The sequence below is a fragment of the Tardiphaga robiniae genome (genome assembly GCF_001618955.1).
GTDB lineage: Bacteria > Pseudomonadota > Alphaproteobacteria > Rhizobiales > Xanthobacteraceae > Tardiphaga > Tardiphaga robiniae_A.
This window is the reverse complement of the sequence record NZ_LVYV01000034.1, coordinates 26,975-53,001: the sequence shown is the minus strand read 5'-3', so window position 1 is coordinate 53,001 and position 26,027 is coordinate 26,975. Positions and strand designations below refer to the sequence as shown.

At 61.5% G+C, this 26,027-nt stretch carries 22 protein-coding genes; 13 read left to right on the top strand and 9 right to left on the bottom strand.

Going from position 1 to position 26,027, the window contains the following annotated elements:
- Positions 1-26: 26 nt before the first annotated feature.
- Complete coding sequence (urtA, locus tag A4A58_RS20365; RefSeq protein WP_068735519.1) at positions 27-1,286, bottom strand: urea ABC transporter substrate-binding protein; 1,260 nt, start codon at positions 1,284-1,286, stop codon at positions 27-29.
- A gap of 162 nt (positions 1,287-1,448) precedes the next feature.
- Here urtA and A4A58_RS20360 point away from each other — a divergent pair, with 162 nt between their 5' ends.
- From A4A58_RS20360 to A4A58_RS20310, 11 genes are all read left to right on the top strand, one after another.
- Complete coding sequence (locus A4A58_RS20360; RefSeq protein ID WP_068735517.1) at positions 1,449-4,823, top strand: hybrid sensor histidine kinase/response regulator; 3,375 nt, start codon at positions 1,449-1,451, stop codon at positions 4,821-4,823.
- The gene (locus A4A58_RS20355) at positions 4,813-5,736 is read left to right on the top strand and encodes a response regulator (RefSeq protein WP_068735515.1); all 924 of its coding nucleotides are present in this window, start codon (positions 4,813-4,815) and stop codon (positions 5,734-5,736) included. Before A4A58_RS20360 ends, A4A58_RS20355 begins: the two co-directional genes overlap by 11 nt.
- A gap of 196 nt (positions 5,737-5,932) precedes the next feature.
- Entirely contained in the window at positions 5,933-7,138 is a 1,206-nt protein-coding gene (locus A4A58_RS20350) for an ABC transporter substrate-binding protein (protein ID WP_068735514.1), read from the top strand.
- A gap of 6 nt (positions 7,139-7,144) precedes the next feature.
- The gene (locus A4A58_RS20345) at positions 7,145-8,872 is read left to right on the top strand and encodes an FAD-dependent oxidoreductase (protein WP_068735512.1); all 1,728 of its coding nucleotides are present in this window, start codon (positions 7,145-7,147) and stop codon (positions 8,870-8,872) included.
- Positions 8,872-9,639 (top strand): SDR family NAD(P)-dependent oxidoreductase, encoded by a 768-nt coding sequence (locus tag A4A58_RS20340; protein ID WP_068735510.1) that lies wholly within the window; start codon positions 8,872-8,874, stop codon positions 9,637-9,639. Before A4A58_RS20345 ends, A4A58_RS20340 begins: the two co-directional genes overlap by 1 nt.
- Positions 9,640-9,666: 27 nt before the next feature.
- Positions 9,667-10,452 (top strand): IclR family transcriptional regulator, encoded by a 786-nt coding sequence (locus tag A4A58_RS20335; protein WP_068735508.1) that lies wholly within the window; start codon positions 9,667-9,669, stop codon positions 10,450-10,452.
- Between the two features lie 216 nt (positions 10,453-10,668).
- The gene (locus A4A58_RS31850; protein ID WP_433993647.1) at positions 10,669-10,755 is read left to right on the top strand and encodes a type II toxin-antitoxin system HigB family toxin; all 87 of its coding nucleotides are present in this window, start codon (positions 10,669-10,671) and stop codon (positions 10,753-10,755) included.
- Positions 10,743-11,168: a helix-turn-helix domain-containing protein gene (locus A4A58_RS20325; RefSeq protein ID WP_068735504.1), complete on the top strand. Its 426-nt coding sequence runs from the start codon at positions 10,743-10,745 to the stop codon at positions 11,166-11,168. Before A4A58_RS31850 ends, A4A58_RS20325 begins: the two co-directional genes overlap by 13 nt.
- 238 nt (positions 11,169-11,406) lie before the next feature.
- Positions 11,407-12,729, top strand: coding sequence for an ABC transporter substrate-binding protein (locus A4A58_RS20320; protein WP_068735501.1), 1,323 nt, complete (start codon positions 11,407-11,409; stop codon positions 12,727-12,729).
- Between the two features lie 50 nt (positions 12,730-12,779).
- A complete protein-coding gene (locus tag A4A58_RS20315) occupies positions 12,780-13,679 on the top strand; it encodes a carbohydrate ABC transporter permease (RefSeq protein ID WP_068736246.1) in 900 nt (299 codons plus the stop codon).
- A gap of 2 nt (positions 13,680-13,681) precedes the next feature.
- A complete protein-coding gene (locus A4A58_RS20310; protein ID WP_068735498.1) occupies positions 13,682-14,494 on the top strand; it encodes a carbohydrate ABC transporter permease in 813 nt (270 codons plus the stop codon).
- 4 nt (positions 14,495-14,498) lie between these two features.
- Here A4A58_RS20310 and A4A58_RS20305 read toward each other — a convergent pair whose 3' ends face one another.
- The 7 genes from A4A58_RS20305 to A4A58_RS20275 all read right to left on the bottom strand — a co-directional run bounded on the left by A4A58_RS20305 (position 14,499) and on the right by A4A58_RS20275 (position 22,523).
- Complete coding sequence (locus A4A58_RS20305; protein ID WP_068736244.1) at positions 14,499-17,204, bottom strand: nitrate reductase; 2,706 nt, start codon at positions 17,202-17,204, stop codon at positions 14,499-14,501.
- On the bottom strand, positions 17,204-18,421 hold the full coding sequence (locus A4A58_RS20300) for an NAD(P)/FAD-dependent oxidoreductase (RefSeq protein WP_081421979.1): 1,218 nt from the start codon (positions 18,419-18,421) through the stop codon (positions 17,204-17,206). Before A4A58_RS20300 ends, A4A58_RS20305 begins: the two co-directional genes overlap by 1 nt.
- A gap of 9 nt (positions 18,422-18,430) precedes the next feature.
- Complete coding sequence (locus tag A4A58_RS20295; RefSeq protein ID WP_068735494.1) at positions 18,431-18,856, bottom strand: globin family protein; 426 nt, start codon at positions 18,854-18,856, stop codon at positions 18,431-18,433.
- A gap of 85 nt (positions 18,857-18,941) precedes the next feature.
- Entirely contained in the window at positions 18,942-19,367 is a 426-nt protein-coding gene (locus A4A58_RS20290; protein ID WP_068735492.1) for a globin family protein, read from the bottom strand.
- 74 nt (positions 19,368-19,441) lie between these two features.
- Entirely contained in the window at positions 19,442-20,236 is a 795-nt protein-coding gene (locus tag A4A58_RS20285; RefSeq protein ID WP_068735490.1) for an ABC transporter ATP-binding protein, read from the bottom strand.
- Positions 20,237-20,261: 25 nt separating this feature from the next.
- Entirely contained in the window at positions 20,262-21,155 is an 894-nt protein-coding gene (gene ntrB, locus A4A58_RS20280) for a nitrate ABC transporter permease (protein ID WP_068735488.1), read from the bottom strand.
- Between the two features lie 51 nt (positions 21,156-21,206).
- Positions 21,207-22,523: a CmpA/NrtA family ABC transporter substrate-binding protein gene (locus tag A4A58_RS20275; protein WP_068735486.1), complete on the bottom strand. Its 1,317-nt coding sequence runs from the start codon at positions 22,521-22,523 to the stop codon at positions 21,207-21,209.
- Between the two features lie 200 nt (positions 22,524-22,723).
- On the opposite strand from A4A58_RS20275, the gene A4A58_RS20270 reads away from it, so the two are divergent.
- Entirely contained in the window at positions 22,724-23,455 is a 732-nt protein-coding gene (locus A4A58_RS20270) for a hypothetical protein (protein WP_158005712.1), read from the top strand.
- 27 nt (positions 23,456-23,482) lie between these two features.
- Here the strand turns inward: A4A58_RS20270 and A4A58_RS20265 are convergent, their stop codons facing one another.
- Positions 23,483-24,394, bottom strand: a complete 912-nt coding sequence (locus tag A4A58_RS20265; RefSeq protein ID WP_068735483.1) for an intradiol ring-cleavage dioxygenase — start codon at positions 24,392-24,394, stop codon at positions 23,483-23,485.
- Positions 24,395-24,546: 152 nt separating this feature from the next.
- On the opposite strand from A4A58_RS20265, the gene A4A58_RS20260 reads away from it, so the two are divergent.
- Positions 24,547-25,803: a serine hydrolase domain-containing protein gene (locus tag A4A58_RS20260; protein ID WP_068735481.1), complete on the top strand. Its 1,257-nt coding sequence runs from the start codon at positions 24,547-24,549 to the stop codon at positions 25,801-25,803.
- The last annotated feature ends 224 nt before the right edge of the window (positions 25,804-26,027 follow it).

Below are 26,027 nucleotides of genomic sequence, written 5' to 3'. Positions count from 1 at the left end.
TACGCTCCGCACTTGAGGAGGAAGGCTTACTGGTAGCCTTTGGGGAACGGATCCGGCTCGATCAGTTCGGGCGTCTCGTAGACCACCTTGAACTGCCCATCGAGCTGGGCCTGGCCGACGCGGGCCTTCGACCACAGATGGTGGTTCGGATGGACCTTGACGTAGCCTTCCGGCGCCTTGGTGAATTCGATGCCGGCAGACGCGGGCGCGATCTTGTCGATATCGAAGGAGCCGGCCTTTTCGACCGTCATTTTCCAGAGCCACGGGCCGAGATAGGCGGCCTGCGTCACGTCGCCGATCACGGTCTTCTCGCCCCACATCTTCTTGAAGGCGGCGACGAATTCCTTGTTGTTCGGATTATCGAGCGACTGGAAGTACTTCATACAGGCATAGGCGCCCGCGATGTTCTCGCCGCCGATGCCGTCGATCTCGTCCTCGGTGACCGAGATGGTCAGCAGGGTCTGCTTCGACAGGTCGATGCCGGCCGCCTTGAGCTGCTTGTAGAAGGCGACATTGGAGCCACCGACCACTGCCGCATAGATCACGTCCGGCTTGGTCAGCTTGATCTTGTTGATCACCGAGTTGAACTGGGTGTGGCCGAGTGGGAAGTATTCTTCGCCCGACACCTTGCCGCCGAGCTTGCCCTCGATGTGCTTGCGGGCGATCTTCATCGACGTGCGCGGCCAGATATAGTCCGAGCCGATCAGATAGAAGCTCTTGCCGTTCTTGGTCTTGGAGACCCAGTCGAGGCCGGCGAGGATCTGCTGGGTAGCTTCCTGACCGGTATAGATCACGTTCTTGGACTGCTCGAGACCTTCATAAAAGGTCGGATAGTAGAGCATGCCGTTATATTGTTCCATGACCGGCAGCACCGCCTTGCGGGAGGCCGAGGTCCAGCAGCCCATGATGGCAGCGACCTTGTCGTTGACCAGCAGCTTCTTGGCCTTTTCAGCGAAGGTCGGCCAGTCCGAGGCACCGTCTTCCTGGATGAACTTGATCTTGCGGCCGAGCACGCCGCCCATGGCGTTGATCTGATCGATGGCGAGCTTTTCAGCCTGTACCGAGCCGGTTTCCGAGATGGCCATCGTACCGGTGACGGAATGCAGGATGCCGACGGTGACTTCCGTATCGGTAACCGCGAGGCCCGTGGTGTTGATGGCCGAGGTGGCCGGCGCCTGCGCAAAAGATGTGCGCGGAAGCAGCGATATTGCCGGCAAAGCCGCCATGCCCATCAACAGTTTACGCCGCAATGGCGAGTGCAAGCCCGGTTTCTTCTCGTCTGACATTTCAACCCCACTGGTTTCGAGTACGCCTATTGGTGAGGCAAGCATTGCTGAACTTGTGCGGTGCACGGATACGCGAGATCGCGTATACTGCACCGCAAAATGCCGACGTAGGTTTTTGCATCACGTAAACATGCGTAGTTTGACAGGGTCAGGAGCGAAGTAGTGGCAGGGCGGCAGCGTATCGACCGCGTGAGACGCCAGTACAATCAATGGGTCGCCAACCAGACCCTGGAGGATTACGCACTCCGCTTTACGGCGAAGAGCGCTAGGCGCTGGTCCGCCGCGCGGGTCGCCAACACGGCATTGGGCGCTATTTCGTTTCTCGCCCTCGAGGCCGTCGGCGGCACCATCACCATCAATTACGGCATGACCAACGCCACGGCAGCGATCCTGGTGGTCAGCGTCATCATCTTCTGCTGCGGATTGCCGATCGCGTATTATGCCGCAAAATGCGGCATTGATATCGATCTCCTCACCCGCGGTGCCGGTTTCGGCTATATCGGCTCGACTGTTACCTCGCTGATTTATGCGTCTTTCACCTTCATCTTCTTCGCCATCGAGGCCGTCATTCTCGCCTCGGCACTGGAGATGTGTTTCGATATTCCACGCCCCATCGGCTACCTGATATCGGCCGTGGTCATCATCCCGCTGGTGACCCACGGCATCACGCTAATCAGCCGTTTTCAGCTCTGGACCCAGCCGATCTGGCTGGTGCTCAACCTGCTGCCTTTCGCGGCCATCGCCTATGCCAGCCGCGACTCCTTCGTGGCCTGGACCAAATTTCCGGGCGACCACGGCAGCGCCGCCGGCCATCTCGATCTCCTGCTGTTTGGCACCGCCGCTTCGGTCGTATTCTCGCTGGTCGCGCAGATCGGCGAACAGGTCGACTTCCTGCGCTTCCTGCCGCGCGACCGCCGCAACTCGCGTGCGAGCTGGTGGGTAGCGCTGCTGTGCGCGGGCCCGGGCTGGATCATTGTCGGCGCGATCAAGCTGCTGGCCGGCTCGTTCCTCGCTTATTTCGCACTGACCCACGGCGTTTCGGCCGAGCACGCCGCCGAGCCCGCACATATGTATCTCGAAGCGTTTCGCTATGTGTTGTCCCAGCCCGATCTCGCGCTGGCACTGACCGGCACCTTCGTGATCCTGTCGCAGCTCAAGATCAACGTCACCAACGCCTATGCAGGCTCGATCGCCTGGTCGAACTTCTTCTCGCGCCTCACTCACAGCCATCCCGGCCGCGTGGTCTGGTTGGTGTTCAACGTGCTGGTCGCGCTACTGCTGATGGAGATCGGCGTCTACAAGGCGCTGGAGCAGACGCTGGCGCTGTATTCCAATGTTGCCATTGCATGGGTCGGCGCGCTGGTCGCCGATCTCGTGATCAACAAGCCGCTCGGACTGCGCCCGCAGCAGATGGAATTCAAACGCGCGCATCTCTACGACATCAACCCGGTCGGCGTCGGCGCGATGCTAGCTGCGACATTGATGTCGGTCAGCGCCTTCTATGGCCTGTTCGGGCCCACGGCCAAGGCGCTATCGCCTTTCGTGGCGCTGATCACCGCGCTCGCCACCGCCCCCATCATCGCCTTCGCAACAGGTGGGAAATACTACATTGCCCGCAAGCCGAAGCGCGCCTGGCAGAACATGGCAGCGATCCAGTGCTGTATCTGCGAACATTCGTTCGAGCCCGAGGACATGGCGCATTGCCCGGCCTATGCCGGCCCGATCTGCTCACTGTGCTGCTCGCTCGATGCGCGTTGCCACGATCTCTGCAAGCCGCATGCGCGGATCGACGCACAGATGTCGGCGACGTTCGGCAAATTGCTGCCGGAGCCGATCCTGGCCCGGCTCAATTCACAGCTCGGCCATTATCTTGGCGTGTTCATGATTGCTGCCGGTCTCGTCGGCCTGACGCTGGGACTGATCTATCTGCAGACCTCCGCTGCATCGCCGGGAGACAGTGCGCAGGTCTCGGAAGTGCTGTGGAAAGTGTTCTTCGCGCTGGCGATCATCATCGGCGTGGTGGCATGGCTATTCGTGCTGGCCAAGCAAAGCCGTCGCGCCGCGGAAGCCGAGACCAAGCGGCAGACCACCCTGCTGATGCAGGAAATCGACGCGCACAAGCGCACCGATGCAGAACTGCAGCGCGCCAAGGAGGTCGCAGAATCCGCCAACCTCGCCAAGAGCCGCTATGTGGTCGGCCTGAGCCACGAGCTCCGCTCGCCGCTCAATGCCATCAGTGGCTATGCGCAGCTCCTGGAGCAGGACGAAAGCCTGCAGACGCGCCCGCGCGATCAGGTGCGCGTGGTCAAGCGCAGCGCCGATCATCTCTCCGGACTGATCGACGGCATTCTCGATATTTCCAAGATCGAGGCAGGTCGTCTCTATCTGTCGCGTGACGAAGTCCGCCTCACCGACTTCCTCGATCAGCTCGTCGGCATGTTCCGCCTGCAGGCCGCAGCCAAGGGCATCGACTTCGTGTTCCGGCGGCCGAACATTCTGCCGACCGTGGTCTATGCCGACGAGAAGCGGTTGCGACAGATCCTGATCAACCTGCTCTCCAACGCTATCAAGTTCACGCAAGCAGGCAGCGTGCAGTTCGTGATCCATTATCGCAGCCCGGTCGCTGAATTCGAGATTATCGATACCGGACCCGGCATTCGTCCCGACGATCTGGAACGCATCTTCGCGCCGTTCGAACGCGGCGCGCTCGGCGCCGCGCAGCCGCACACCGGCACAGGTTTGGGCCTCACGATTTCCAAACTGCTCGCCGGCGTGATGGGCGGCGACATCCGCGTCTCCAGCGAGGTCGGCACCGGCAGCACCTTCCGCGTCAAGATGCTGCTGTCGGAGGTGACCAATCCCACCCGTATCGCGCCGGTGGACGCGCCGATCTATGGCTATCACGGCGCGCGCAAGACCATTCTCGTCACCGACGACGATCCAACGCAGCGCGACCTCTTGCGCCAGGTGCTGACGCCGCTGGGCTTCATCCTTCTGAGCGCGCCGGATGGCCAGGCCTGCCTCAGCCTCGCCCAGCATTGCCGCCCCGATCTGTTCCTGCTGGATATTTCCATGGCCGGTATGGACGGATGGACCGTCGCCGAGAAGCTACGGTCGTCGGGCCACCATCAGGCGCGTATCCTGATGGTCTCGGCTAGCGCGTTGGAAGCCCATGGCACGCCGCTCGCCCAGCCATTCCATGACGGCTACCTGATGAAGCCGATCGAACTGCCGCGGCTGATCGAACAGATCGGACAACTCCTAAAGATCGAATGGCAATACGAACGCGACGAAGTGGCGCCTCTGCCGCAATGGACGCCCACCAGCGGCGCCCGACCGCCGGTGCATCATGTGGAGGAACTCATCAGCCTCGGGCAGATGGGGCACATCCGCGCCATCCAGCTCAAGCTCGACGAGATCGGCAACGAACACCCCGAACATGCCGACTTCGTCGCCCAGATGCGTTCGCTGATCGACCGCTTCGACCTCGATCAATACATGGCCACCTTGAAGACGCTGTACACCTATGACCACTGAATCGAAAAAACGCGACGTCGCGCTGGTGGTAGATGACTCGCCGGAAACATTGCGGCTGCTAACTGATGCCTTGGACGGCGCCGGCATGACCGTGATGGTGGCCATGGACGGCGCCGCTGCGATGCGGATCGTCGAACAGATCACGCCGGACATCATCCTGCTGGATGCCGTCATGCCGGGAATCGACGGCTTCGAAACCTGTCGCCGGCTGAAGCGCGACGCGGGCCTGGGCGACGTGCCCGTGATTTTCATGACCGGTCTGTCCGAGACCGAACACATCGTGCGCGGGCTTGAGGCGGGCGGCGTCGATTACGTCACCAAGCCGATCATCATCGAGGAAATGCTGGCGCGGATCCGCGTGCATCTCGCCAACGCGCGGCTGACGCAGAGTGCGCGCACCGCGCTCGATGTCTCCGGACGCTTCCTCCTCGCGGTGAGCGGCAAGGGCAATATCCTGTGGGCCACACCGCAGGCGCAGAAGTTGCTCAGCGATCACCTGATCGCCGCCCCCAATGATGAATTGCTGCTGCCACCAGCCATGATGCAGTGGCTCGAGCAGATGCAGCGGCCGGGCGCCAAGCCGACACCATCATCGGGCTTTCCGAGCAATGAGCTGCTGCGTCTGCAATATATGGGGAAAGTCGGGTCCGACGAATTCCTGCTGCGGCTCGCCAAGGAAAACGCGCCAACCGCTCCCGCCGAATTCAGCAAGGAGCTTGGCCTCACCGGCCGCGAGGGCGAAGTGCTGTCCTGGCTCAGCAAGGGCAAGAGCAACCGCGATATCGCGCAGATACTCGGCCTCTCACCGCGCACCGTCGACAAGCATCTTGAACAGATCTACGCCAAACTTGGCGTCGAGAACCGTACTGCGGCTGCGGCAATTGCGGTGAATGCGAGCCACAGACGGCAATAGCTTCAACCCGTCATTCGGATAGTTCGGCTCCCTCTTCAATTGATTTGATGCTGCGCTGCACGAGCGGCATCGCCGCGCATGCCGATACGGGCGTATTCACATATTCGCCATTGACAAACCTTTTCGCCAATATCTAATTTGTCGAAAAACAGAGAATGACTGGCCCGACACGAGGCCGCATTGGGGAGAGAAACACATGACACGCCAGTTCCTGGTGTGCGCAGCCGCGCTCACGCTTTGGACATCCACCGCTTCCGCTCAGGTCTCCGACGACGTCGTTCGCATCGGCGTTCTCACCGATCTCTCAAGCTGGGGGCGCGACAACAGCGGCCCTGGATCGGTTGAAGCCGCGAAGATGGCGCTCGAGGAATTCGGCCCGACCGTTCTCGGGAAACCGATCGAGATCATCAGCGCCGATCATCAGATGAAGTCTGACGTCGGCATCCAGATCGCGCGCAACTGGTTCGACGCCGGCAAGGTCGACGCCGTTGTCGATATCCCGAACTCCGCCATCGCCATCGCGGTTCATAATCTGGCGAAGGACCGCAACAAGATCGCACTGCTGTCCGGCCCTGGCGCAAGCACGCTCACGGATGAGCTGTGCAGCCCCAACACGGTCCACTTCACCTACGACACCTACGCGCTTGCGAAGGTAACGGCCTCTGCCGTGGTCGCCGGCGGCGGCAAGTCATGGTTCTTCATCACCGCCGACTACGCCTTCGGCAATCAGCTTGAACAGGACGCGACGCGCTTCATCAAGGCGAGCGGCGGCACCGTGCTGGGCGGCGTTCGTCATCCGACCAACACCGCCGATTTCTCGTCCTTCGCATTGCAGGCGCAGAACTCGAAGGCCGAAGTCGTCGCCTTCGCCAATGCCGGCCAGGACACCGACAATTCGATCAAGCAGTCAGGCGAGTTCGGCCTTGTCAAAGGCGGCCAGAAGCTGGTCGGCCTGTTGATGTTCGACACGGATGTGCATGCCATCGGGCTGGAGGCGGCTCAGGGCACATACCTGACAACCGCGTCCTACTGGAACATGGACGACAAGACGCGCGCCTGGTCGAAGAAATTCTACGAACGCACCAAGGTGATGCCGACCATGATCCAGACCGGCGTCTATGGCTCGGTGCTGCATTATCTCCAGGCCATCAAGGCTGCCGGCACCGACGATCCGGCCAAGGTGATGGCCAAGATGCGCGAACTGCCCATCGAGGACACCTTCGTGCATGGCGGCAAACTGCGCGAAGACGGCCGCGTCATCCGCGACATGTATCTGGCCCGCGTCAAGAAGCCGTCGGAATCCAAAGAGCCCTGGGACTATCTCGACATCGTCAAGACCGTGAAGGGCGATGACGCGTTCCGGCCCGTCTCTGAATCGAAATGCCCATTGCTGAAGAAGTAAGGTCTCATGGCTGCTGATCCCAAAGCGAATATCGAGCTCTATGAATGCGACGTACTGGTCGCCGGCTCCGGCTGCTCCGGCATGTCGGCGGCAATCACCGCCAAACATAGCGGGCTCGATGTCCTGATCGTCGAAAAGGAGCCGCGGTTCGGTGGCACGACCGCGCGCTCCGGCGGCTGGCTCTGGATTCCCGGCACATCACTGGCGCGCGCCTGGGGCATCAATGAGGGCCCCGACGAAGCGCGCACCTATCTGCGTCATGAGGCTGGCAACAGCTATGACGCCGCGCGTGTCGATGCGTTTCTGGCCGCAGGGCCCGAAGCGATAGACTTCTTCACCAGCAAGACGGCGGTGCGCTTCGACATGCCGCTGACCTTTCCCGATTACGATGCGGAGGCGCCCGGCGGCAAGCAGGGTGGCCGCTCCATGGTGGCCCGGCCGTTCGACGGACGCGAACTCGGCGACCACATCAAGGATATCGGTGCGCCGCTGCCCGAACTGACGGTGTTCGGCATCATGTTCGGCTCCGGCAAGGACATCATCCACTTCATGCGCGCGACGAAGTCGCTGACCTCGGCGATCTATGTGGCCAAGCGGCTGTCGAAGCATTTCATGCACGTGCTGCGCTATGGCCGCGGCATGACACTGACCAACGGCAACGCACTCGCCGGCCGGCTCGCCAAATCCGCCTTCGACCTCAAGATCCCGCTCTGGCTGTCATCGCCGGTGCGCGAACTGATCATCGAGAACGGGGCGGTCCGCGGTGCCATCGTCGAGCGCAACGGCAAGCGCATCCGCATCTTCGCACGCCGCGGCGTGGTGCTCGCATGCGGCGGCTTCCCACATGACATCGAACGACGCAAGGCAATGTTCCCGCATGCGCCGACCGGACGAGAACATTATTCGCCCGGTCCAACCGGCAATACCGGCGACGGTCTTCGTCTGGCCGAGTCCGCGGGCGGCCGTGTCGAAGATTCATTACCGAATGCCGCTGCCTGGGTGCCGGTCTCGGTCACCCATCGTAAGGACGGCAGCAAGGGCGTGATGCCGCACTTCATCGATCGCGCCAAACCCGGCGTAATCGCCGTGGTGCGCGATGGCGCCCGTTTCGCCAATGAAGGCAATTCCTACCATGCTTTCGTCCAGCAGATGATGAAGGCGGCGAAGCCCGGCGAGGAGATAGCGGCCTGGCTCGTTTGCGACCATCGCGCCTTGCGGCAATACGGGCTCGGCGCTGTGCCGCCCTTCCCGATGCCGATCGGCCAGTATCTGAACTCGGGCTATCTCATCAGGGGCAACACGCTCGAAGAGCTCGCGGGCAAGGCCGGCATCAACGCTGGCGGCTTTGTCACCACTGTCGCGCAATTCAACAACACCGCAGCCGAAGGCCGCGATCCCGCCTATGGCAAGGGCTCACGCGCCTATAATCGCTATCAGGGCGACGCCAACCATGGGCCGAACCCCTGCGTTGCACCCATCGAACAAGGACCGTTCTATGCCATCAAGATGGTGATCGGAGATCTCGGCACTTACGCCGGCATCAAGACCGATGCGCAAGCGCGTGCGCTCGATGCCGGCGGTCAGGTGATCAATGGCCTCTATGCGGCCGGCAACGACATGGCGAGCATCATGGGCGGCAACTACCCCGGCGCGGGTATCACGCTCGGCCCCGCGCTCACCTTCGGCTATATCGCCGGCCGCCACCTCGCCGGCACACCGGTGAAGGCAGCATGATGGCCAGCTTCGCCCCCGATCTGCTGAAGGGTCAATTGGCGCTTGTCACCGGTGCCGGCGCCGGCAACGGCCGCGCCATTGCAATGGGTCTGGCCGCGCATGGCGCCGATGTCATCGTGACCGACATCGACCGCGATGGCGCCGCACGCACGGCCGGCGATATTGCAGCCACCGGGCGGCAGTCATGGCATCACCATCTTGATGTCACGGATGTCGATGCCTGCCGACAGCTCGCACAGACTGCCAAAGCGAGTGCCGGCGACATCTCGATCCTGATCAACAATGCCGGCATCATCATTCGCGAAGGCATCGATTCCGAACGCGCGGTGGAGAACTGGCGGCGCGTGCTCGACGTCAATCTCAACGGCGTATTCAATGTCACCCACGCGTTTCTGCCGGCATTGCGTGCGCGACGCGGCAGCGTGATCAATCTTGGCTCCATTGCCTCTTTCGTCGGGGTCGCCGATACGCTCGGCTATTCGCCCTCCAAGGGCGGCGTGAAACTGCTGACGCAGGCACTGGCGCGCGAGCTTGCCAAAGACGACGTGCGCGTCAACGCCATCGCGCCAGGTGTCATCGAGACCGCGATGACCGAAGCAACACGCAACGATCCCGCGCGGCTGGCCGGCTTCCTCGGCCGCACGCCAATGGGGCGCGTCGGCCAGCCCGATGAGCTGATCGGCCCCGTGGTCTTCCTCGCCTCCCCCATGGCGTCCTATGTCACGGGCGTGACCTTGCCAGTGGATGGAGGCTTCCTGGCCGTGTAGTGTCCGCGGCACTGGTTTGGGGCAAGCATGGCTAAAGAGAGTCGCGGTATTCAGTCGATCGAGGTCGGGGGTGAATTGCTGCAAGCGCTGGTGCGCAATGGGGAACCGATGATGCTGCGGGATCTAGCGCGCGAGGCCGGCATGTCGCCGGCCAAAGCGCATCCCTATCTCGCTAGTTTCTCCCGCATCGGCCTGATCGAGCAGGACCCCTCCACCGGCCGTTATGAATTCGGTGCACTCGCTCTCGAACTCGGCATCGTGACGTTGCGTCGCCTGTCGGCCGTCCGCGTGGCAACGCCGGCCATTACCGCTCTCGCGGGTACGATCGACCACGCCGTTTCGCTGGCGATTTGGGGCACCCACGGACCGACCGTGGTGCGCATGGAAGAGCCCAGCCACCCTGTGCACATCGCCATGCGCGTGGGCTCCACGGTATCGCTGCTCGAGACTGCGACAGGGCGGATATTCGCGGCATTCATGCCACCTGCAACCATCAATGCCGCACTCACTGAGGATCTCGATCGGCTCTCGATCGGCTACGATCCGAACCGCAAGATAAAAGGCCCGGCCATCGACAAGATCCTCGCTGACATTCGCACGCGCGGGCTGGCCCGCGCCGTCGGTGAGCCCTTGCGCGGCGTCAATGCATTCTCCGCGCCGGTGTTCGATCATAGCGGCGCGGTGGTCCTGGCCGTGACCGCCATGGGCGCGGTGGGCACCTTCGACGTCAACTGGAACAGCCCGATCGCCAAGGCTCTGCTCGATTGCACCAATGCGATCTCGCGTCGGCTCGGCCGCGACGTCAAGGACTGAGCAGCGCAGCAGACGGCCTTACAAAATATCTCAATTTGAGATATTGAGGAGCTGCATGCGGGTTATCTCAAACAGCGCATTGGTGAGCTTCTCCGCCACGCATTCCGCGGCATCGATACCACTGCAGGCGTGGCGCAAGATCGTGGAATCGCGCTTATTCAAGAATTTCGCTGAGATGAAGGCGACGCTTTCGATATCGGGGGCAATAAATTCCGTATCGTTGCCGCCATCCATTTCGATAGACAACGCCTGTATGTCAGGCACGTATTCACACACAAGGAGTACGACGCATGGAAACCATGACGCTGACCCGTGCGGACGTCGATGATCTCGCCGAGCATCTGAGCGCCATTTCAGCGCGCATTCCGCTTCAAACCATCAGATCAAAGCGTGCCTACAAGACAGCGACGGCTGCGATGAATGCACTCCTCGATGCAGGCGGCGCCGATGAGGGCAATCCGCTGTCGACACTCGTTAGCCTCCTCGGCGAACTGATTGCCGATTATGAAGACGCGCATTCTTCGCCCAAAACAATATCACCAGCCGACATGTTGCGTTTTCTGATGGATCAGCACGGCCTCAGCCAGGGCGACTTGCCCGAGGTTGGAAGCCAAGGCGTTGTGTCAGAAATCCTCAATGGAAAACGTGACCTGAATGTGCGTCAGATCAGGCTCCTATCCGAGCGTTTTGGCGTTGGACCGCAGGCATTCGTCTAACGACTGAGGTATCACGTCCGGCCTCGCCGTCACCACCCTGCCTTGAGCCAGCGCGTCGGTGCCGACCGGGAACGCAGGTCAAGCCGGCGAGGACAACGGGGGCAAAGTTGTCTGACAACCCGACGCGTGGCCTTGTCGCCCCAGTCCATCGTGTTACGATCCCTTAGGCGCATCTCCGGTCCACGGGGAGCGACCATAAAATCACCGCCGGTCAAGGCGGCTCGAGGGAGGATGACACATGGCTCTTTACGGCCCGACACGTCGTGCCTTTGTGCAGGGGGCGCTCGCCACCAGCGCGCTTGGCCTCACCGGCATTCCAGCTTTCGCCGATCCCGCCTGGAAGAAGTACGCAGGCACCACGATTGAAGCCAATCTGATCAAGGGCCCGCGCGGCGAACTGCTGCAGAAATACGCCTCCGAATTCACGGAACTGACCGGCATCAAGGTCGAGTCCGAAGTGATCCCGGAGCAGCAGCAGCGCCAGAAGGCCGTGATCGAGCTCACCTCCGGCAAGCCCAGCTTCGACGTCGTGCATGTCAGCTACCACGTCCAGAAGCGTCAGTTCGAAAAGGCCGGCTGGCTCGCCGATCTCACCGGCTTCATGAAGGATCCGAACCTGACGGCACCGGACTTGAAGGTGGAAGACTTCTCCGCCGGCGGCCTGCAATTCGCGCAGAACGACAAAGGCGAGATGCATTCGCTGCCTTGGTCGGTCGACTATTTCATCCTGTACTACAACAAGGAAATGTTCGCCAAGAAGGGCGTCGCAGTTCCAAAGACCATGGATGAGATGGCGGTAGCTGCAGAAAAACTCAACGATCCCGCCAATGGCATCTATGGCTTCACCGGCCGGGGCTTACGCAACGCCAACATGACGCTGTGGACCAATTTCTTCCTCAACTATGGCGGCGAATTCCTCGACGCCAAGGGCAATATCCTGACCGATGGACCCGAGGCGATCGAAGCGACCAAGATGTATCAGCGCCTCCTCACCAAGACGGCACCTCCCGGCGTCGCCGGCTTCAACTGGATGGAGTCGATGGCGTCGCTGACACAGGGCCGCGCGGCCATGTGGATCGACGGCGTCGGCTGGGCACCTCCGATCGAGGATCCCAATGCGTCGCGCGTGGTCGGCAAGATCGGCTACACCGTCGTGCCGGCCGGACCGAAAGGGCAATTTTCCGCCGCCTATGGCGACGGCATCGGCATCGCCAAGACCTCGACCAAGAAGGAAGCCGCCTATCTCTATTGCCAGTGGGCGGTGTCAAAGACCATGGGCGCCCGGCTGTTGCAGAGCGGCGGCGGCGTGCCGTTCCGCAATTCGATCCTCAATGACGAGACGGTGCGCAAGGGCGTGAAGAACCAGGAGTGGCTGGATTCGGTGATCGCCTCGGCCAAGATCAGCAAGCTCGGCCTCCCGGTCATCGTCCCTGTCGCCGAATTCCGCGATCTTGTCGGCGCCGCCGTCACCGCCACGCTGTCGGGGTCGGATCCGGCCACCGAGCTGAAGAAGGCCCATGAGCAGTTCCGGCCGATCCTGGAGCGCAGCGAGAAGTCGTGAGTGAACTGACAGCAGGCAAAGCCCCCGCGAAGACGGCCACGGCGGCCGAGATAACGACTGCAAGGAAAGAACAGTGGCGGCCAATTTCCTATTGGCCGTTCGTAATTCCAGCGATGATCGTCGTCATGGCGGTCATCATCTTCCCGTGGGTCTATACGATCTGGATGAGCCTGCACGAATGGAAGGTCGGCCAAGCGCCGACCTTCGTCGGCTTCGCCAATTATCTCAGGCTGCCAAGCGATGCGCGTTTTGTGGAATCCGTGGGGCACACCCTGGTCTATACGGCGCTGTCGGTCGCGCTGCCGCTGATCCTCGGCACATTGGCGGCGGTGATTTTCAACAACAAGTTTCCGCTGCGCGGCTTCTTCCGCGGGCTATTCATCCTGCCGATGATGGCGACGCCGGTCGCCATCGCCTTGGTGTGGACGATGATGTTCCACCCGCAGCTCGGCGTGCTGAACTATCTGCTGTCGCTGTTCGGCCTGCCGCCATCGCTCTGGGTATTCCATCCCGCCACCGCAATCCCGTCGCTGGTGCTGGTGGAGACGTGGCAATGGACGCCGCTGGTCATGCTGATCGTGCTCGGCGGCCTCAGCGCCATTCCGACCGAGCCCTATGAAAGCGCCCAGATCGACGGCGCGACACCGTGGCAGACCTTCCGCTACATCTCGCTGCCGATGATCATGCCCTTCCTGTTCATCGCGGCGATGATCCGCATGATCGACGCCGTGAAGAGTTTCGACATCATCTTCGCCATTACACAAGGCGGTCCCGGCAGCGCCTCGGAAACTATCAACCTGTATCTCTACAGCGTCGCTTTCGTCTATTACGACGTCGGCTACGCCTCCGCGATCGTGGTCGTATTCTTTGCGCTCATCGTCGCCCTCGCCGGCGCGCTCTTGCACCTGCGCCAGCGCACCCACTGGAACGAAGCCGGAGGCAGTGCCTGATCATGCGGGACTTTCTCAACAAACTCGGCCTGACCTTCGCCTTCATCGTCATCGTCTCGCCGGCGGTGCTGTTCTTCCTCTGGATGCTGTCACTGTCGCTGAAATTCGAAATCGACAATGCCTCCTATCCGCCGGTCTTCATCCCCGAGCGCATCAATTGGGGCAATTACGCCGCCGTCATCGAATCCAAGCGATTCATGACCTATTTCTTCAACACGCTGATCGTCACCGGCTCGGCGACCTTGTTCGCTCTCATCATCGGCGTGCCTGCCGGCTACGGCATCGCGCGCATGCGTGCGCGCAAATCGGCCATCGTGATCCTGATCGCGCGCATCACGCCCGGCCTGTCCTATCTGATCCCGCTATTCCTGCTGTTCCAGTGGCTTGGCCTCCTGGGTACGCTGTGGCCGCAGATCATCATCCATCTCGTGGTGACAGTGCCAATCGTGATCTGGATCATGATCGGCTATTTCGAGACGACGCCGATGGAGCTCGAAGAATCCGCCATCATCGACGGCGCCACCCGCTGGCAGGTGTTCCGCCACGTCGCGCTGCCGATCGCTCGCTCCGGCATCGCCGTTGCCTTCATCCTCTCGGTGATTTTCTCCTGGAATAATTTCGTCTTCGGCATCGTGCTGGCGGGACGGGAAACGCGGACACTGCCGGTCGCGGTCTACAACATGATCTCATTCGATCAGTTGAGCTGGGGGCCGCTGGCGGCGGCCGCCCTGATCGTGACGCTGCCGGTGCTGCTGCTGACGATGTTTGCACAACGGCAGATCGTGGCCGGACTGACCGCGGGCGCGGTGAAGTGACGAGTTAACTCGCCGCCACCTTGCGCTGCTGATCCGGCTCCGCCTCGCTCGTGGCTATCAGGCGCTTGAGCTCCGGTATGCACGAGCCGCAATTGGTGCCGGCCTTGAGCTTGGCGCCGATCTCGGCCGCGGTGCCAGCCCCCGCTGCAATTGCGTCGCAGATGGTGTTGCGGCCGACGCCGAAGCAGGCGCAGACGATGGGCCCTGCACTCGCAGCACCATCTGCGGACTTTCCAGAGAGCAGTGTACGGCGCTGGTCGTCGCTCACGGTCTCGGCGGCGAACAATTCCTTCACGGCGTCCCAGGAGAGCGCCCCTTCCGTCGGGCCGATGAACAGACAGGTCTCGATCCCGTCATCCTTGAACGACACTGCGCGATACACACCTTGGCCCACGTCTTCGTATTCAGCGGCATCATCGCCCAGCAACGGCTTCAGCCAGTTCTGCCAGGTCTCGACATCGGTACTGTCCGAGAGCAGATAACCGACGCCGCCCGTAACCGCGACGCGCGCCCATTGCACGCCGAACGGCATCTCCAGCGGTATGCGCGACAGCACGAAGCCACGCTGTGTAAACGCCGCGGGCACGATCGCCACCGGCGTCGCCTTGTTCTCGGGCTGACCGGAGAACGGGTCGGTGATCGGCGCAACAAGTCCACCGACACGCGCGAAACCCGCGGTCTCGTCGTTCCAGTGGATCGGCGCGAACAGCATGCCGCGCTGCTGGCGCTCGCTGACAATGACCCTCAGCACGCATTCGCCATAGTCGGTCGTCAGCCGCGCATGGCCGCCATCGACGATCCCGAACTGCGCGGCATCGTCGGGATGGATATCGACGAACGGCTCCGGAATATGCTGGCCGAGCCGCGGGCTGAGGCCCGTGCGCGTCATCGTGTGCCACTGATCGCGAACGCGGCCAGTGTTCAAACGTAGCGGGCGCTCGATCGACACTTGCGTGCGCAGCTCCGGCGCCTCCGGCGCGATGAAACGCGCGCGCCGGTCATTGGCGTAGAATTGGCCATCGGCGAAGAACCGCGCCTGCGGCTTCGTCGTGCCCTCGCGCACCGGCCATTGCACCGGGGCCATGGTGTCGAAGGCCTCGTCCGAGACCTTCATCAACCCGCCGATATCGAAGTCGCGGTTACCGTTGTTCTCGAAGGCCGAAAGGGCCGCGTGCTCGCGAAAAATCTCGGCGGCCGATGTGTAGGCAAATGACGCGCCATAACCCAGGCGCTTGGCGACTTCACTCAGCGCCCACCAATCCGGTCGCGCCTCGCCCGGCGCGCGGAGGAACGAGCGCTGCCGCGACACACGCCGTTCGGAATTGGTCACCGTGCCGGACTTTTCGCCCCAGGCCAGTGCTGGCAGCAGCACGTGCGCACCGGCATTCACGGTGTCGTTGGAGCGCACATTCTCCGACACCACGAACAGATCGAGCTTGCTCAGCGCCGCGCGCACGGCATCGGCGTCCGGAAGCGACACCGCGGGATTGGTACCCATCACCCACAACACCCGAATCTCGCCGCGGCCGATGGCTTCGAACATCTGCACGGCCTTGAGGCCTTCATGGGTGGCGATATGCGGCGCCTTCCAGAACCGGCGTACACGGTCGATATCGACAGGCGTGAAGCCCATATGGGCTGCGAGCTGGTTGGCGAGGCCACCGACCTCGCGGCCGCCCATGGCATTCGGCTGGCCGGTCAGCGAGAACGGCGATGCGCCGGGCTTGCCGATGCGGCCGGTCGCCAGATGGCAGTTGAGGATCGCATTGACCTTGTCGGTGCCCTGCGCCGACTGGTTGACGCCCTGCGAATACAGCGTGACCACACGCGGCGTCGCCTTGAACATCTGAAAGAAGGTCGCGACATCGATCTCGTCGAGTCCGGTCGCCTTTGCTGTCGCCACCACACTGCCGGCGATGGTTCTAGCCCGCACCAGCGCGTCGTCAAAGCCTGACGTATGCTCATCGATATAGCTGCGATCGAGCGCCGCGTTATCGGCGAGATAGGCGAACAGCCCGCTGAACAACGCGGTATCAGTGCCCGGCTTCAGGCCGAGAAACAGATCGTCATCGCCAACCGTGTCGGTGCGGCGTGGATCGATCACGACGATCCGTGCGCCCCGCGTCTGCTTGTTGGCCAGCATGCGCTGATACAGCACCGGATGGCACCAGGCGGCATTGGAGCCGACCAGCACCAGAAGATCGGCCTGATCAAGATCTTCATAGCAACCCGGCACGGTGTCCGCGCCGAACGCACGCTTGTGGCCAGCCACGGATGAGGCCATGCACAGCCGCGAATTGGTATCGACATTGGCGCTGCCGAGAAAGCCCTTCATCAGCTTGTTGGCGACGTAGTAATCCTCGGTCAGCAACTGGCCGGAGAGATAAAATGCCACGGCACTCGGGCCATGTTCGGCGACGACCTTCTGAAATCCCTCGGCGACATGATCCAGCGCATCGCCCCAGGCGACCTGCGCCATCTCGCCATCGTCGCTGCGCATCATCGGATGCAGCAGGCGCTCGTCGAGGCTCAACGTTTCGCCGAGCGCCGATCCTTTCGAGCAGAGCCGACCGAGATTGGCGGGATGCGCGGGATCGCCTGCAATCGCTGCGCCGCCATTGCCGTCCGGCGTCGCCAGCACACCGCAACCGACGCCGCAGTAAGGGCATGTCGTGCGCGTGGCGTGCAAATGCGGATCGACCGCGTTCATCACGCCGCCTCCGCGCGGACGGCGAGTGCGCGGCCGAACATCATCTCGGCGCGGATATCGGAAATATCAGCGCCGCTGCGGATCAGTTCGAGGTACCACAGCGCATCCTGCGTATCGCCGACCAGCACGGCGCCAGTGAGCGCGCCATCTGCGATCACCAGCTTCTTATAGGTGCCGCGGCGGACATCATTGAGCAGCAGCGTCTCGCTGCCTTCGCCTGCCATGAAATCTCCAGCGGAGAAAACACTGACGCCAGAGACCTTGAGATTGGTAGAGAGCACGCTGCCCGTATAGGCAGCAGCCTTGCCCGCTAGATGGCGCGCCAACACCCTGGCCTGTTCGTAGGCAGGCTCGACGAGGCCATAGCAGGTGCCGCGATGCTCGGCGCATTCGCCGAGTGCGAAGACGTCGTCGGTGCCGGTTGCCATCTGGTCGTTGACGACAATGCCGCGATTGACCGGGATTTCCGCTTCCTTGGCAAGCGATGTATTCGGCCGGATGCCGGCGGCAAAGATCACGGCATCGGCGTCGAGCGTGCGGCCATCGGCGAGCTCGACGCTCTCGACACAATCGCTGCCATGAATACGCGCCGTATTGGCATTGAGCAAAATCCTTACGCCCTTACGCTCGACCAGCGTTTTCAGGAGGTTCGCTGCGGGTGCATCGAGCTGGCGTTCCATCAGCCGGTCCATCAGATGGATCAGTGTGACGTCAGCCCCCGCCTTGGCGAGACCATAGGCAGCTTCGAGGCCAAGCAGGCCGCCACCGACCACGACGACGCGCTTCCTCTGTGTGGCGAGTTCGAGCAGCAGGTCCACATCGCGACTGTCGCGGAACACATGCACGCCCTTGAGATCACCACCGGGCACCGGCAGCCGCAGTGCAGATGAACCGGTGGCGATGACGAGCTTTGAGAACGACACATGCTTGCCGGTGGATGTCGTGACCTCGCGCGCGGCCATATCGATGGCGGTCGCCGTCGCGCGGTATTTCAGCGTGACGCCGCGGTCGCGCCACCAGGCAGCGGGCTTCAGCTCGATCTCCTGGGATGTCGCCTCACCAGCCAGCACCGACGACAGCAATACGCGATTATAGGCGAGCCGCGGTTCGTCTCCGATGACGGCGATGGCGTAACGGCCGAGCGCGCATTTCGCCAACTCGTCCACGAGCCGGGCCGCTGCCATTCCGTTACCAATGATGACCAGCGGCTCGCTCACGTCATATCCTTACTCGGCCGCCTGTGCTGTGCCGTAGGCTTCAGAAATCATGTAGCCGGACAGCGTGCCATAGGCCGCGGTCCAGGCTGCTGCGAGTTCGGGCGTCCAGGCGTCGCCGAGGCCCTTCTCCAGGGTCCACAGCAGCGCACCGCCGACGATCGGATAGTGCTCGGCCTTCACGCCATAGGCCACGTGCTGCTTGGCGAGCGCGCTCGCTGCAGGCAGTACAGTTTCGAGCCGCGTCAGGCCGGTGACGACGACGCCAAGCGTCGCCATCAATTTGCGACCCTGCTCCCTCATGTCGCCGCGAAACATCGGCTTCACCTGTGGGGCAACCTCGAAGAGACGGCCGTAGAACAATTCCGCAGCCACATCAGAAATCGGGGCGACTTTCCTGAAACTATCCTGAACCAGAGCGACGTCAGACGCATTCATGCTAACTCTCCTTGCAGTGGAAGGTGAGCTTGTGTGTCGCGCCGCGTGAGCGAATGTTCAGCGCGCGATGAAATGCGATGTGATTCTAGTGATAGGCCGCAGAAATCATGCGCGCCGACAGGAAATTGTAGACCTTGTGCCACGACGCTTCGACGTCGGGCGTCCAGCGTTCGCCAAGCCCCCGCTCCAGACTCCAGAACAGTGCCTCGCCGACGGGCTCGTAGTGCGCGGCCTCCACGCCATAATGCACATGGTCTTTCGCGAGCTTGCCGATGACTGACAGCAGGCCTGTGATATTGTCGAGACTGCCGACGATCACCGCAAGCGTTGCGATGAACTTGTGCTTGAGCTGCGCCATGTCGCCACGAAACAGCGGGCGCGTTTCCGGCAATGTCTCGAACAGCCGGGCATAAAACAGATCCACCATGACCGAGGAGTTCGGCCACATCTGATCGAACGAGGATTGCACGCGCATGATCTCTTCGCGCGTCAGGCCTATCGAACGAGTCATGATCTGCAGCTATCCGGAAAGTCTGAGCCGCATTCATTCGGTTTACCCTCGGAAGTCAAGAGGTAATAAGATGCTTACGCCGCCTCGACGAATTTGTGGCGCTCATACAGGAATTCGAGCACGCGCTTGCGGCAGTCGAGATAGACCGGGTTACTCGCCAGTTCGAGACGCTGACGCGGTCGTGCGAGCGGCACATCGAGCACTTCGCCGATAGTTGCTGATGGCCCGTTGGTCATCATGACGATGCGGTCCGACAGCAGTACGGCTTCGTCCACGTCGTGGGTGATCATGACGATCGTGTTACCGAGTTTCTGATGCAGCGCCATCACCGAGTCCTGGAGATGCGCGCGAGTCAGCGCATCAAGCGCACCGAACGGCTCGTCGAGCAGAAGCACCTTCGGCTCCATTGCCAGTGCGCGGGCAATGCCGACGCGCTGCTTCATGCCGCCGGAGATTTCCGAGGGACGCTTGTCCTTGGCGTGAGTCATCTGCACGAGGTTGAGATTGTGCATCGTCCATTCGTCGCGCTCGGCGCGGGACTTGGTCTTGGCAAACACCTTGTCCACTCCGAGGCGCACATTCTGGTATACGGTCAACCACGGCAGCAGACTGTGGTTCTGGAACACGACGGCGCGATCAGGGCCGGGCGAATTGACTTCACGGCCCTCGAGGATCACGCCGCCAATCGTTGCGCGCGTCAGGCCGGCGATGATGTTGAGCATCGTCGACTTGCCGCAGCCGGAATGACCGATGATGGATACGTAGTCACCCTTGCCGAGGTTGAGGTTGATATCCTTAAGGACTTCGGACGAGACCTTGCCGCGGGTGAACACCTTGTCGACGTGGTCGAGCTTCAGATATGGCGTCATGACAATGTCTCCTTAGCTGACCCGATTAACTGACTGACGTGCCGTGGGTGACGAGCTTGCCCAGACCCGCGATCAAGCGGTCGAGGACGAAGCCGACGATGCCGACGTAAAACAACGCCAAGATGATCTCGCTCATATGTGAGGAATTCCAGGCGTCCCAGATGAAGAAGCCGATGCCCACGCCGCCGATCAGCATTTCAGCCGCGATGATGGCCAGCCATGACAGGCCGATGCCGATGCGCAAACCGGTGAAAATATAGGGCGCAGCCGCGGGCAGCATGACCTTCCAGAAAAACTCCACCGGATTGAGCTGCACCACAGCGGCGACGTTGCGATAATCCTGCGGGATGTTGCGAATGCCGACGGCGGTATTGATGATAATCGGCCAGATCGACGTGATGAAGATCACGAAGATTGCCGAGGGCTGACCGTCACGGAAGGCAGCGAGTGCCAGCGGCAGCCAGGCCAGCGGCGGAATGGTGCGCAACACCTGGAAGATCGGGTCGAGACCACGCATCGCCCAGACCGACTGGCCGACCAGCGTGCCAAGAGCGATGCCGACCACGGCAGCGAGCGAGTAGCCGAAGGCGACACGCTGAAGACTTGCCGAGATATGCCAGAACAGACCCTTGTCCAGACCGCCATTGTCGAAGAACGGATCGAAGATCAGCTCCTTGGTATCCCTGTAGACCTTTGAGGGCGGCGGGAGCGTTGAGCCGGTGCGCCGGCACAGCAACTCCCACATCACACCAAGCAGGAGGACGACGATCAACGGCGGGATTACCCGCGCCGCTGTCTCTTTCGCCATCTTGGCGTATCTTTCAAAACTTACGGGCTGCTTGGGAGACAGTGCGACGCTCGCCACCGGCGGCTTCGCCAGTGCCGTTGCCGGCTCGGTCTTGATAGCTTGCATGTTCATCGCACTGTCTCCGTCATTTCAGCTAGTCCGCATCGGTCCCAGACGTGAGTTTCAGACTTCGACGCGCTTGATGGCGAGCGACTTGAGGTAGGCTGCCGGGTTTTCCGGATCGAACACCTTGCCGTCGAAGAAGGTCTCTTTTCCGCGCGAGGTCGAGGTCGGGATCTCGGCGGCAGCGACGCCCATGGTCTTCGCCGCGTCACGCCAGATATCCTCGCGGTTGACCTTGGCGATGAGGGCCTTGCTGTCGAAGCCGGGCTCGTATTTGCCCCAGCGGATGTCCTCGGTCATGAACCAGAGGTCGTGGCTCTGGAACGGATAGGATGCGAAGTCCTTCCAGTACTTCATGATGTGCGGCGAGTTCTCGACCACCTTGCCGGTCCCGTAGTCGAACTTGCCACGGGCGCGATCGAGAATGTCCTCGACGGGGCAGTTGATCCACTGCCGCTTGCCCATGATGGTAGCGAGCTCTTCTTTGTTCTCCATCTTGTCGGCCCACTGCTGGGCTTCCATGATGGCCATGGTGATGGCCTTCGCCGCCTTCGGATTCTTGTCGACCCAGGCCGCGCGCATGCCGAGCGACTTCTCCGGATGCTTGTTCCAGATCTCGCCGGTGTTCACCGCGGTGTAGCCGATCTTCTGGTGCACGAGCTGGCCGGGCCACGGCTCACCAACGCAGAACGCATCCATGGTGCCGACCTTCATATTCGCCACCATCTGCGGCGGCGGCACGGTGATGGTCTCAACATCCTTGTCGGGATCGATGCCGCCGGCGGCGAGCCAGTAGCGAATCCAGAGGTCATGGGTGCCGCCCGGGAAGGTCATCGCGACCTTCACCGACTTGCCTGCAGCCTTCTTCTTCTCGAACGCCGCTTTTAGCGGCGCGACATCGAGGCCAACCTTCAGATCGGCATATTCATTGCCGACCGAGATGCACTGCGCATCGAGATTGAGACGCGCGAGGATGTACATCGGCGTCGGCTGATTGTTCTGGGTGACCTTGCCGGACGAGATCAGGTACGGCATCGGCGTCAGGATATGCGCGCCATCGATGCCGTTGCCTTCGGAGCCGAGCACCATATTGTCGCGCAGCGTGCCCCACGAGGCCTGCTTCGACACTTCCACATCAGGCATGCCGTATTTGGCGAACAGGCCCTTGTCCTTGGCGACGAACAGCGGACCGGCATCGCTCAGCGCGATGAAACCGAGCTTGGCGCCCTTCACTTCGGGACCGGTATCCTGCGCGAAGGCGCCGCCAGGGAAGTTCAGTCGGGCGGCCGCGAGCAAGGCAGCGGTTCCCGCGCCGGCTTTCAGAAGCTGACGGCGGCTGATCTTGCGGCCCGGCTTGTTGGTCTCTGACTTCGTCATGTGCTGCTGTCGTCCTTTCGCGCCTCGGATGGCCTGCACCGTCATCGGCCCCTCGTCACAGCGCACTTCGGTCGAAGGCGTACGGACATAGCGGCGCGTCTGGGGGAGGCCCCATGATGGCAATGCTGGCTGGTGATTGATTGTGACGGCTACAATGGCGTCGCTAAGAACTATTCAAAGTTCGTGCCAATCGCCGCGTGATGGAAATTTCGATAAATTGCAGCCACTTACCCCAAGGCAACAGCGCCAGCGCGAAGAACCACACGCATCGAAAACTTGCGGGACGCTTATTTATTGTGCGACGCACGCGGAATAGGCAGCGAATGATGAGGTGTTATTTTACTGACCTCGTCGGCGCGCCGGCCGGCGGATCGGTGCTATCAACCGGCTCCAGTTTCTCTCGAACGGACCGCCTCATGCCGACCATTCCGGTGATCACCGAACCTGCCCTCGCATCACTCCGGAAGGTGATGAGCACCCTGAAGGCGGCGACCGTGGTGTCCGCGGCGGCGATCCTGTCTCAGGGCAAAAGCGATCTCGAAGCGAATGCGGCGGCAGCGTTCGGTCATTTCGAGGATGTCTCGCGGCAACTTCATATGTTCCGAAAGAGCGTCCTTGAAGACGCACTGATTCCCGCCAAAGACAACGCTGTCACTGTGGATGTCGATATCGATGCTCTCGATCGCGCCGTCGACGATGTCGATCTACAGATCGCACAAACCAAAGGCGCACTCCACGCAGTCGTCGAGAGTTCTGATCGCAGCGGGCTCGAGGCCTTTGCCGAGCGCATCGGCGAACTCGGCCGCGCGCTGTTAGGCATGATCACCCTCATCGCGCCACCCGCATTCCCCGGTGAAACCCCGTTCCTATTCGATCAGTTCTTCCTGGAGTCGCTGCAGGAACTCTCGCAACGCGACTGGAGCGCGACCTGATCGCAGATGGCAGACGGCCGAGATCGCTTACGCCTCGGCCTTTTCCGGCATCATCGGCTGAGGAACCGTGCCCTCGCCTGGCTTCATCCGGAAATTATAAGTCATCAGATGCCACGGCCCCGTGGCAGGCTGACCATCAGGCATGAAGGCGTCGCTGCGGTTCTCGACAGTGGCGATCAGATCGTCCTTCACGCCGAACACCACATCGGAGTCGAGATATTCGTCGCCCTCGATGAAGACGTGGGTAATCAGCGGTTCATAGCCGGGAGCTGCGACGAGAAAGTGCACATGCGCCGGACGCATCGGATGACGTCCCGTCTTCAGCACAAGATCCCCGGCCGGTCCATCGGTCGGGATCGGATAGCTGCAGGGCAGAATGGTGCGGAAAAACAGCCGGCCATCACTGTCGGTGATGAAGCGCGCGCGCGACGAGGGGCCCTGCGTGGCATAGCTGGCCTTCTGCGAGTCGTAGAAACCGTCATCATCGGCATGCCAGATATCGACCGGCACGCCGGCCAGCGGCTTGCCATCGAGATCGGTGACGCGGCTCTGCACGAACATGCGCTCACCCGTGAGGCCCGGAGAGATATCAGCGCCATGCGCCATGACGGGATGCTCGCCGACATAGAACGGTCCGAGCACCGTCGTCTGTGTGGCCCCCTCACGCTCCCTGTGGTTGACGGCATCGACCAGCATCGAGACGCCCAGCACGTCAGAGAGCAAAATGAACTCCTGCCGGATCGGCGTGCATTTCTGGCCCGTGCGGGTCAGGAAGTCGATCGCCACTTCCCATTCACCGAAGGTGAGATCGGTCCTGCGGACATAGTCGTGCAAAGACTTTACGAGTTCTTGCAGCAGGAATTTCGTGCGCGGATCGGGCGTCCTGTCGAAGCTCTGGATGACGGCCGCAGTGAGTTCAGTGTCATTGAATTGGGTCATAATTCCATCCTGAGCAACACGACGCAATTGCATCTTTAACGATACACCAAACAGAGCTTCACGTAAGCTCGCCGCGCTACAAACCCATATGGACAACCGCTGATTTTCATCCATAGAAACGAGCCGCGTCCACACATCGGAGTGATGCTGCAATGCCGTCGTCCCAAAGCCTGAGCCCTTCGTCTGCGTCACCCGAACAGGTCGGCATGTCGACCACGGCACTGGCCCGCGTCGAAGCGCATCTCAAGCAGCGCTATGTCGATGCCGGCCGCCTTCCCGGCACACGGCTGCTGGTCTATCGCCGCGGCGAAATCGTGCACAGCACGGCACAGGGCTTTGCCGATGTGGAGCGCAAAGCCCCCGTCAAGGACGATACGATCTTCCGCATCTATTCGATGACCAAGCCGATCACGACAGTCGCCTTCATGATGCTGGTGGAGGAAGGACGTGTCGCGCTCGATGAACCCGTTCATAAATATATTCCTGAATGGGCAAATCTCGGCGTATTTCAGGCTGGCGTGACGGCACCATTCCTGACGAAGCCACCGGCCCGTCCGATGCAGATCATCGACCTGCTACGGCACACATCCGGACTCACATACGGATTCCAGCAACGCACCAATGTCGATGCCGCTTATCGTGCGCTCAAGATCGGCGAGGTCGAGAAATCCGGTACGCTGACGTCAATGATTTCAGATCTCGCCAAAATCCCTCTGGAGTTCTCGCCAGGCGACGCGTGGAATTATTCGGTCTCGACCGATGTGGTCGGCTATCTCATCGAGAAGATCGCCGGGAAACCATTCGAACAATTTCTGCAGGAGCGCATCTTCGACCCGCTCGGCATGACTGATACCAACTTCTTTGTGCCTTCCGACAAGGCGCATCGCTTCGCCGCCTGTTACGCCGCCGATGGCAAGGGCGGCCTCACTTTGCAGGACGATCCCGCGACGAGTTCATTCTTGTCCCCGCCCTCGATGATCTCCGGCGGCGGCGGCCTGTGTTCGACAACCGCTGACTATCTCACCTTCTGCCGCGCACTGCTCAATGGCGGCGCGCTTGGCGACGTGCGCTTGCTGTCCCCAAAGACCATCGCATTGATGACCAGCAATCACCTGCCCGGCGGCCGCGATCTCACCGAAATGTCGAAGTCGATGTTCAGCGAAGCGAGCTATGCCGGCATCGGCTTCGGACTCGGATTTTCGGTGACGATGAATCCCGCCAAGACCATGATCCCCGGCAGCGCCGGTGAGTATGCATGGGGCGGCGCGGCGAGCACGGCATTCTGGATAGATCCGGCTGAACAGTTGATCGCAATCTTTATGACGCAGCTGTTGCCATCGAGCACCTATCCGATCCGGCGCGAGCTGCGTACCATGATCTACTCCGCGATTACCGACAGCAATGTTTAGTAACGGACGGTATGATCAATATTGCTCAGTCGGCGCGCGCCACCGGGCACCGGTCGCGTTCAGCACGAATCAAATGAAATTCTCTCTCAGTGAGAATTTGGAATGAAACTTCCGGTGCGCATGGGACGTAGCAACAACCACCCACGGAATTGTGATATTACGTCGGTGCTACACAGGAGATCGTAAAGTGCGAAATTGCAGCTGGAAATCGCATGGAATGCTGC

Excerpts from the sequence above, each read along its gene's own strand:
- urtA (WP_068735519.1), bottom strand. The coding sequence starts at position 1,286 with ATGTCAGACGAGAAGAAACCGGGCTTGCACTCGCCATTGCGGCGTAAA.
- A4A58_RS20355 (WP_068735515.1), top strand. The coding sequence starts at position 4,813 with ATGACCACTGAATCGAAAAAACGCGACGTCGCGCTGGTGGTAGATGAC.
- A4A58_RS20350 (WP_068735514.1), top strand. The coding sequence starts at position 5,933 with ATGACACGCCAGTTCCTGGTGTGCGCAGCCGCGCTCACGCTTTGGACA.
- A4A58_RS20345 (WP_068735512.1), top strand. The coding sequence starts at position 7,145 with ATGGCTGCTGATCCCAAAGCGAATATCGAGCTCTATGAATGCGACGTA.
- A4A58_RS20340 (WP_068735510.1), top strand. The coding sequence starts at position 8,872 with ATGGCCAGCTTCGCCCCCGATCTGCTGAAGGGTCAATTGGCGCTTGTC.
- A4A58_RS20335 (WP_068735508.1), top strand. The coding sequence starts at position 9,667 with ATGGCTAAAGAGAGTCGCGGTATTCAGTCGATCGAGGTCGGGGGTGAA.
- A4A58_RS20325 (WP_068735504.1), top strand. The coding sequence starts at position 10,743 with ATGGAAACCATGACGCTGACCCGTGCGGACGTCGATGATCTCGCCGAG.
- A4A58_RS20320 (WP_068735501.1), top strand. The coding sequence starts at position 11,407 with ATGGCTCTTTACGGCCCGACACGTCGTGCCTTTGTGCAGGGGGCGCTC.
- A4A58_RS20310 (WP_068735498.1), top strand. The coding sequence starts at position 13,682 with ATGCGGGACTTTCTCAACAAACTCGGCCTGACCTTCGCCTTCATCGTC.
- A4A58_RS20305 (WP_068736244.1), bottom strand. The coding sequence starts at position 17,204 with ATGAACGCGGTCGATCCGCATTTGCACGCCACGCGCACGACATGCCCT.
- A4A58_RS20295 (WP_068735494.1), bottom strand. The coding sequence starts at position 18,856 with ATGAATGCGTCTGACGTCGCTCTGGTTCAGGATAGTTTCAGGAAAGTC.
- A4A58_RS20290 (WP_068735492.1), bottom strand. The coding sequence starts at position 19,367 with ATGACTCGTTCGATAGGCCTGACGCGCGAAGAGATCATGCGCGTGCAA.
- A4A58_RS20285 (WP_068735490.1), bottom strand. The coding sequence starts at position 20,236 with ATGACGCCATATCTGAAGCTCGACCACGTCGACAAGGTGTTCACCCGC.
- ntrB (WP_068735488.1), bottom strand. The coding sequence starts at position 21,155 with ATGAACATGCAAGCTATCAAGACCGAGCCGGCAACGGCACTGGCGAAG.
- A4A58_RS20275 (WP_068735486.1), bottom strand. The coding sequence starts at position 22,523 with ATGACGAAGTCAGAGACCAACAAGCCGGGCCGCAAGATCAGCCGCCGT.
- A4A58_RS20270 (WP_158005712.1), top strand. The coding sequence starts at position 22,724 with ATGGAAATTTCGATAAATTGCAGCCACTTACCCCAAGGCAACAGCGCC.
- A4A58_RS20265 (WP_068735483.1), bottom strand. The coding sequence starts at position 24,394 with ATGACCCAATTCAATGACACTGAACTCACTGCGGCCGTCATCCAGAGC.
- A4A58_RS20260 (WP_068735481.1), top strand. The coding sequence starts at position 24,547 with ATGCCGTCGTCCCAAAGCCTGAGCCCTTCGTCTGCGTCACCCGAACAG.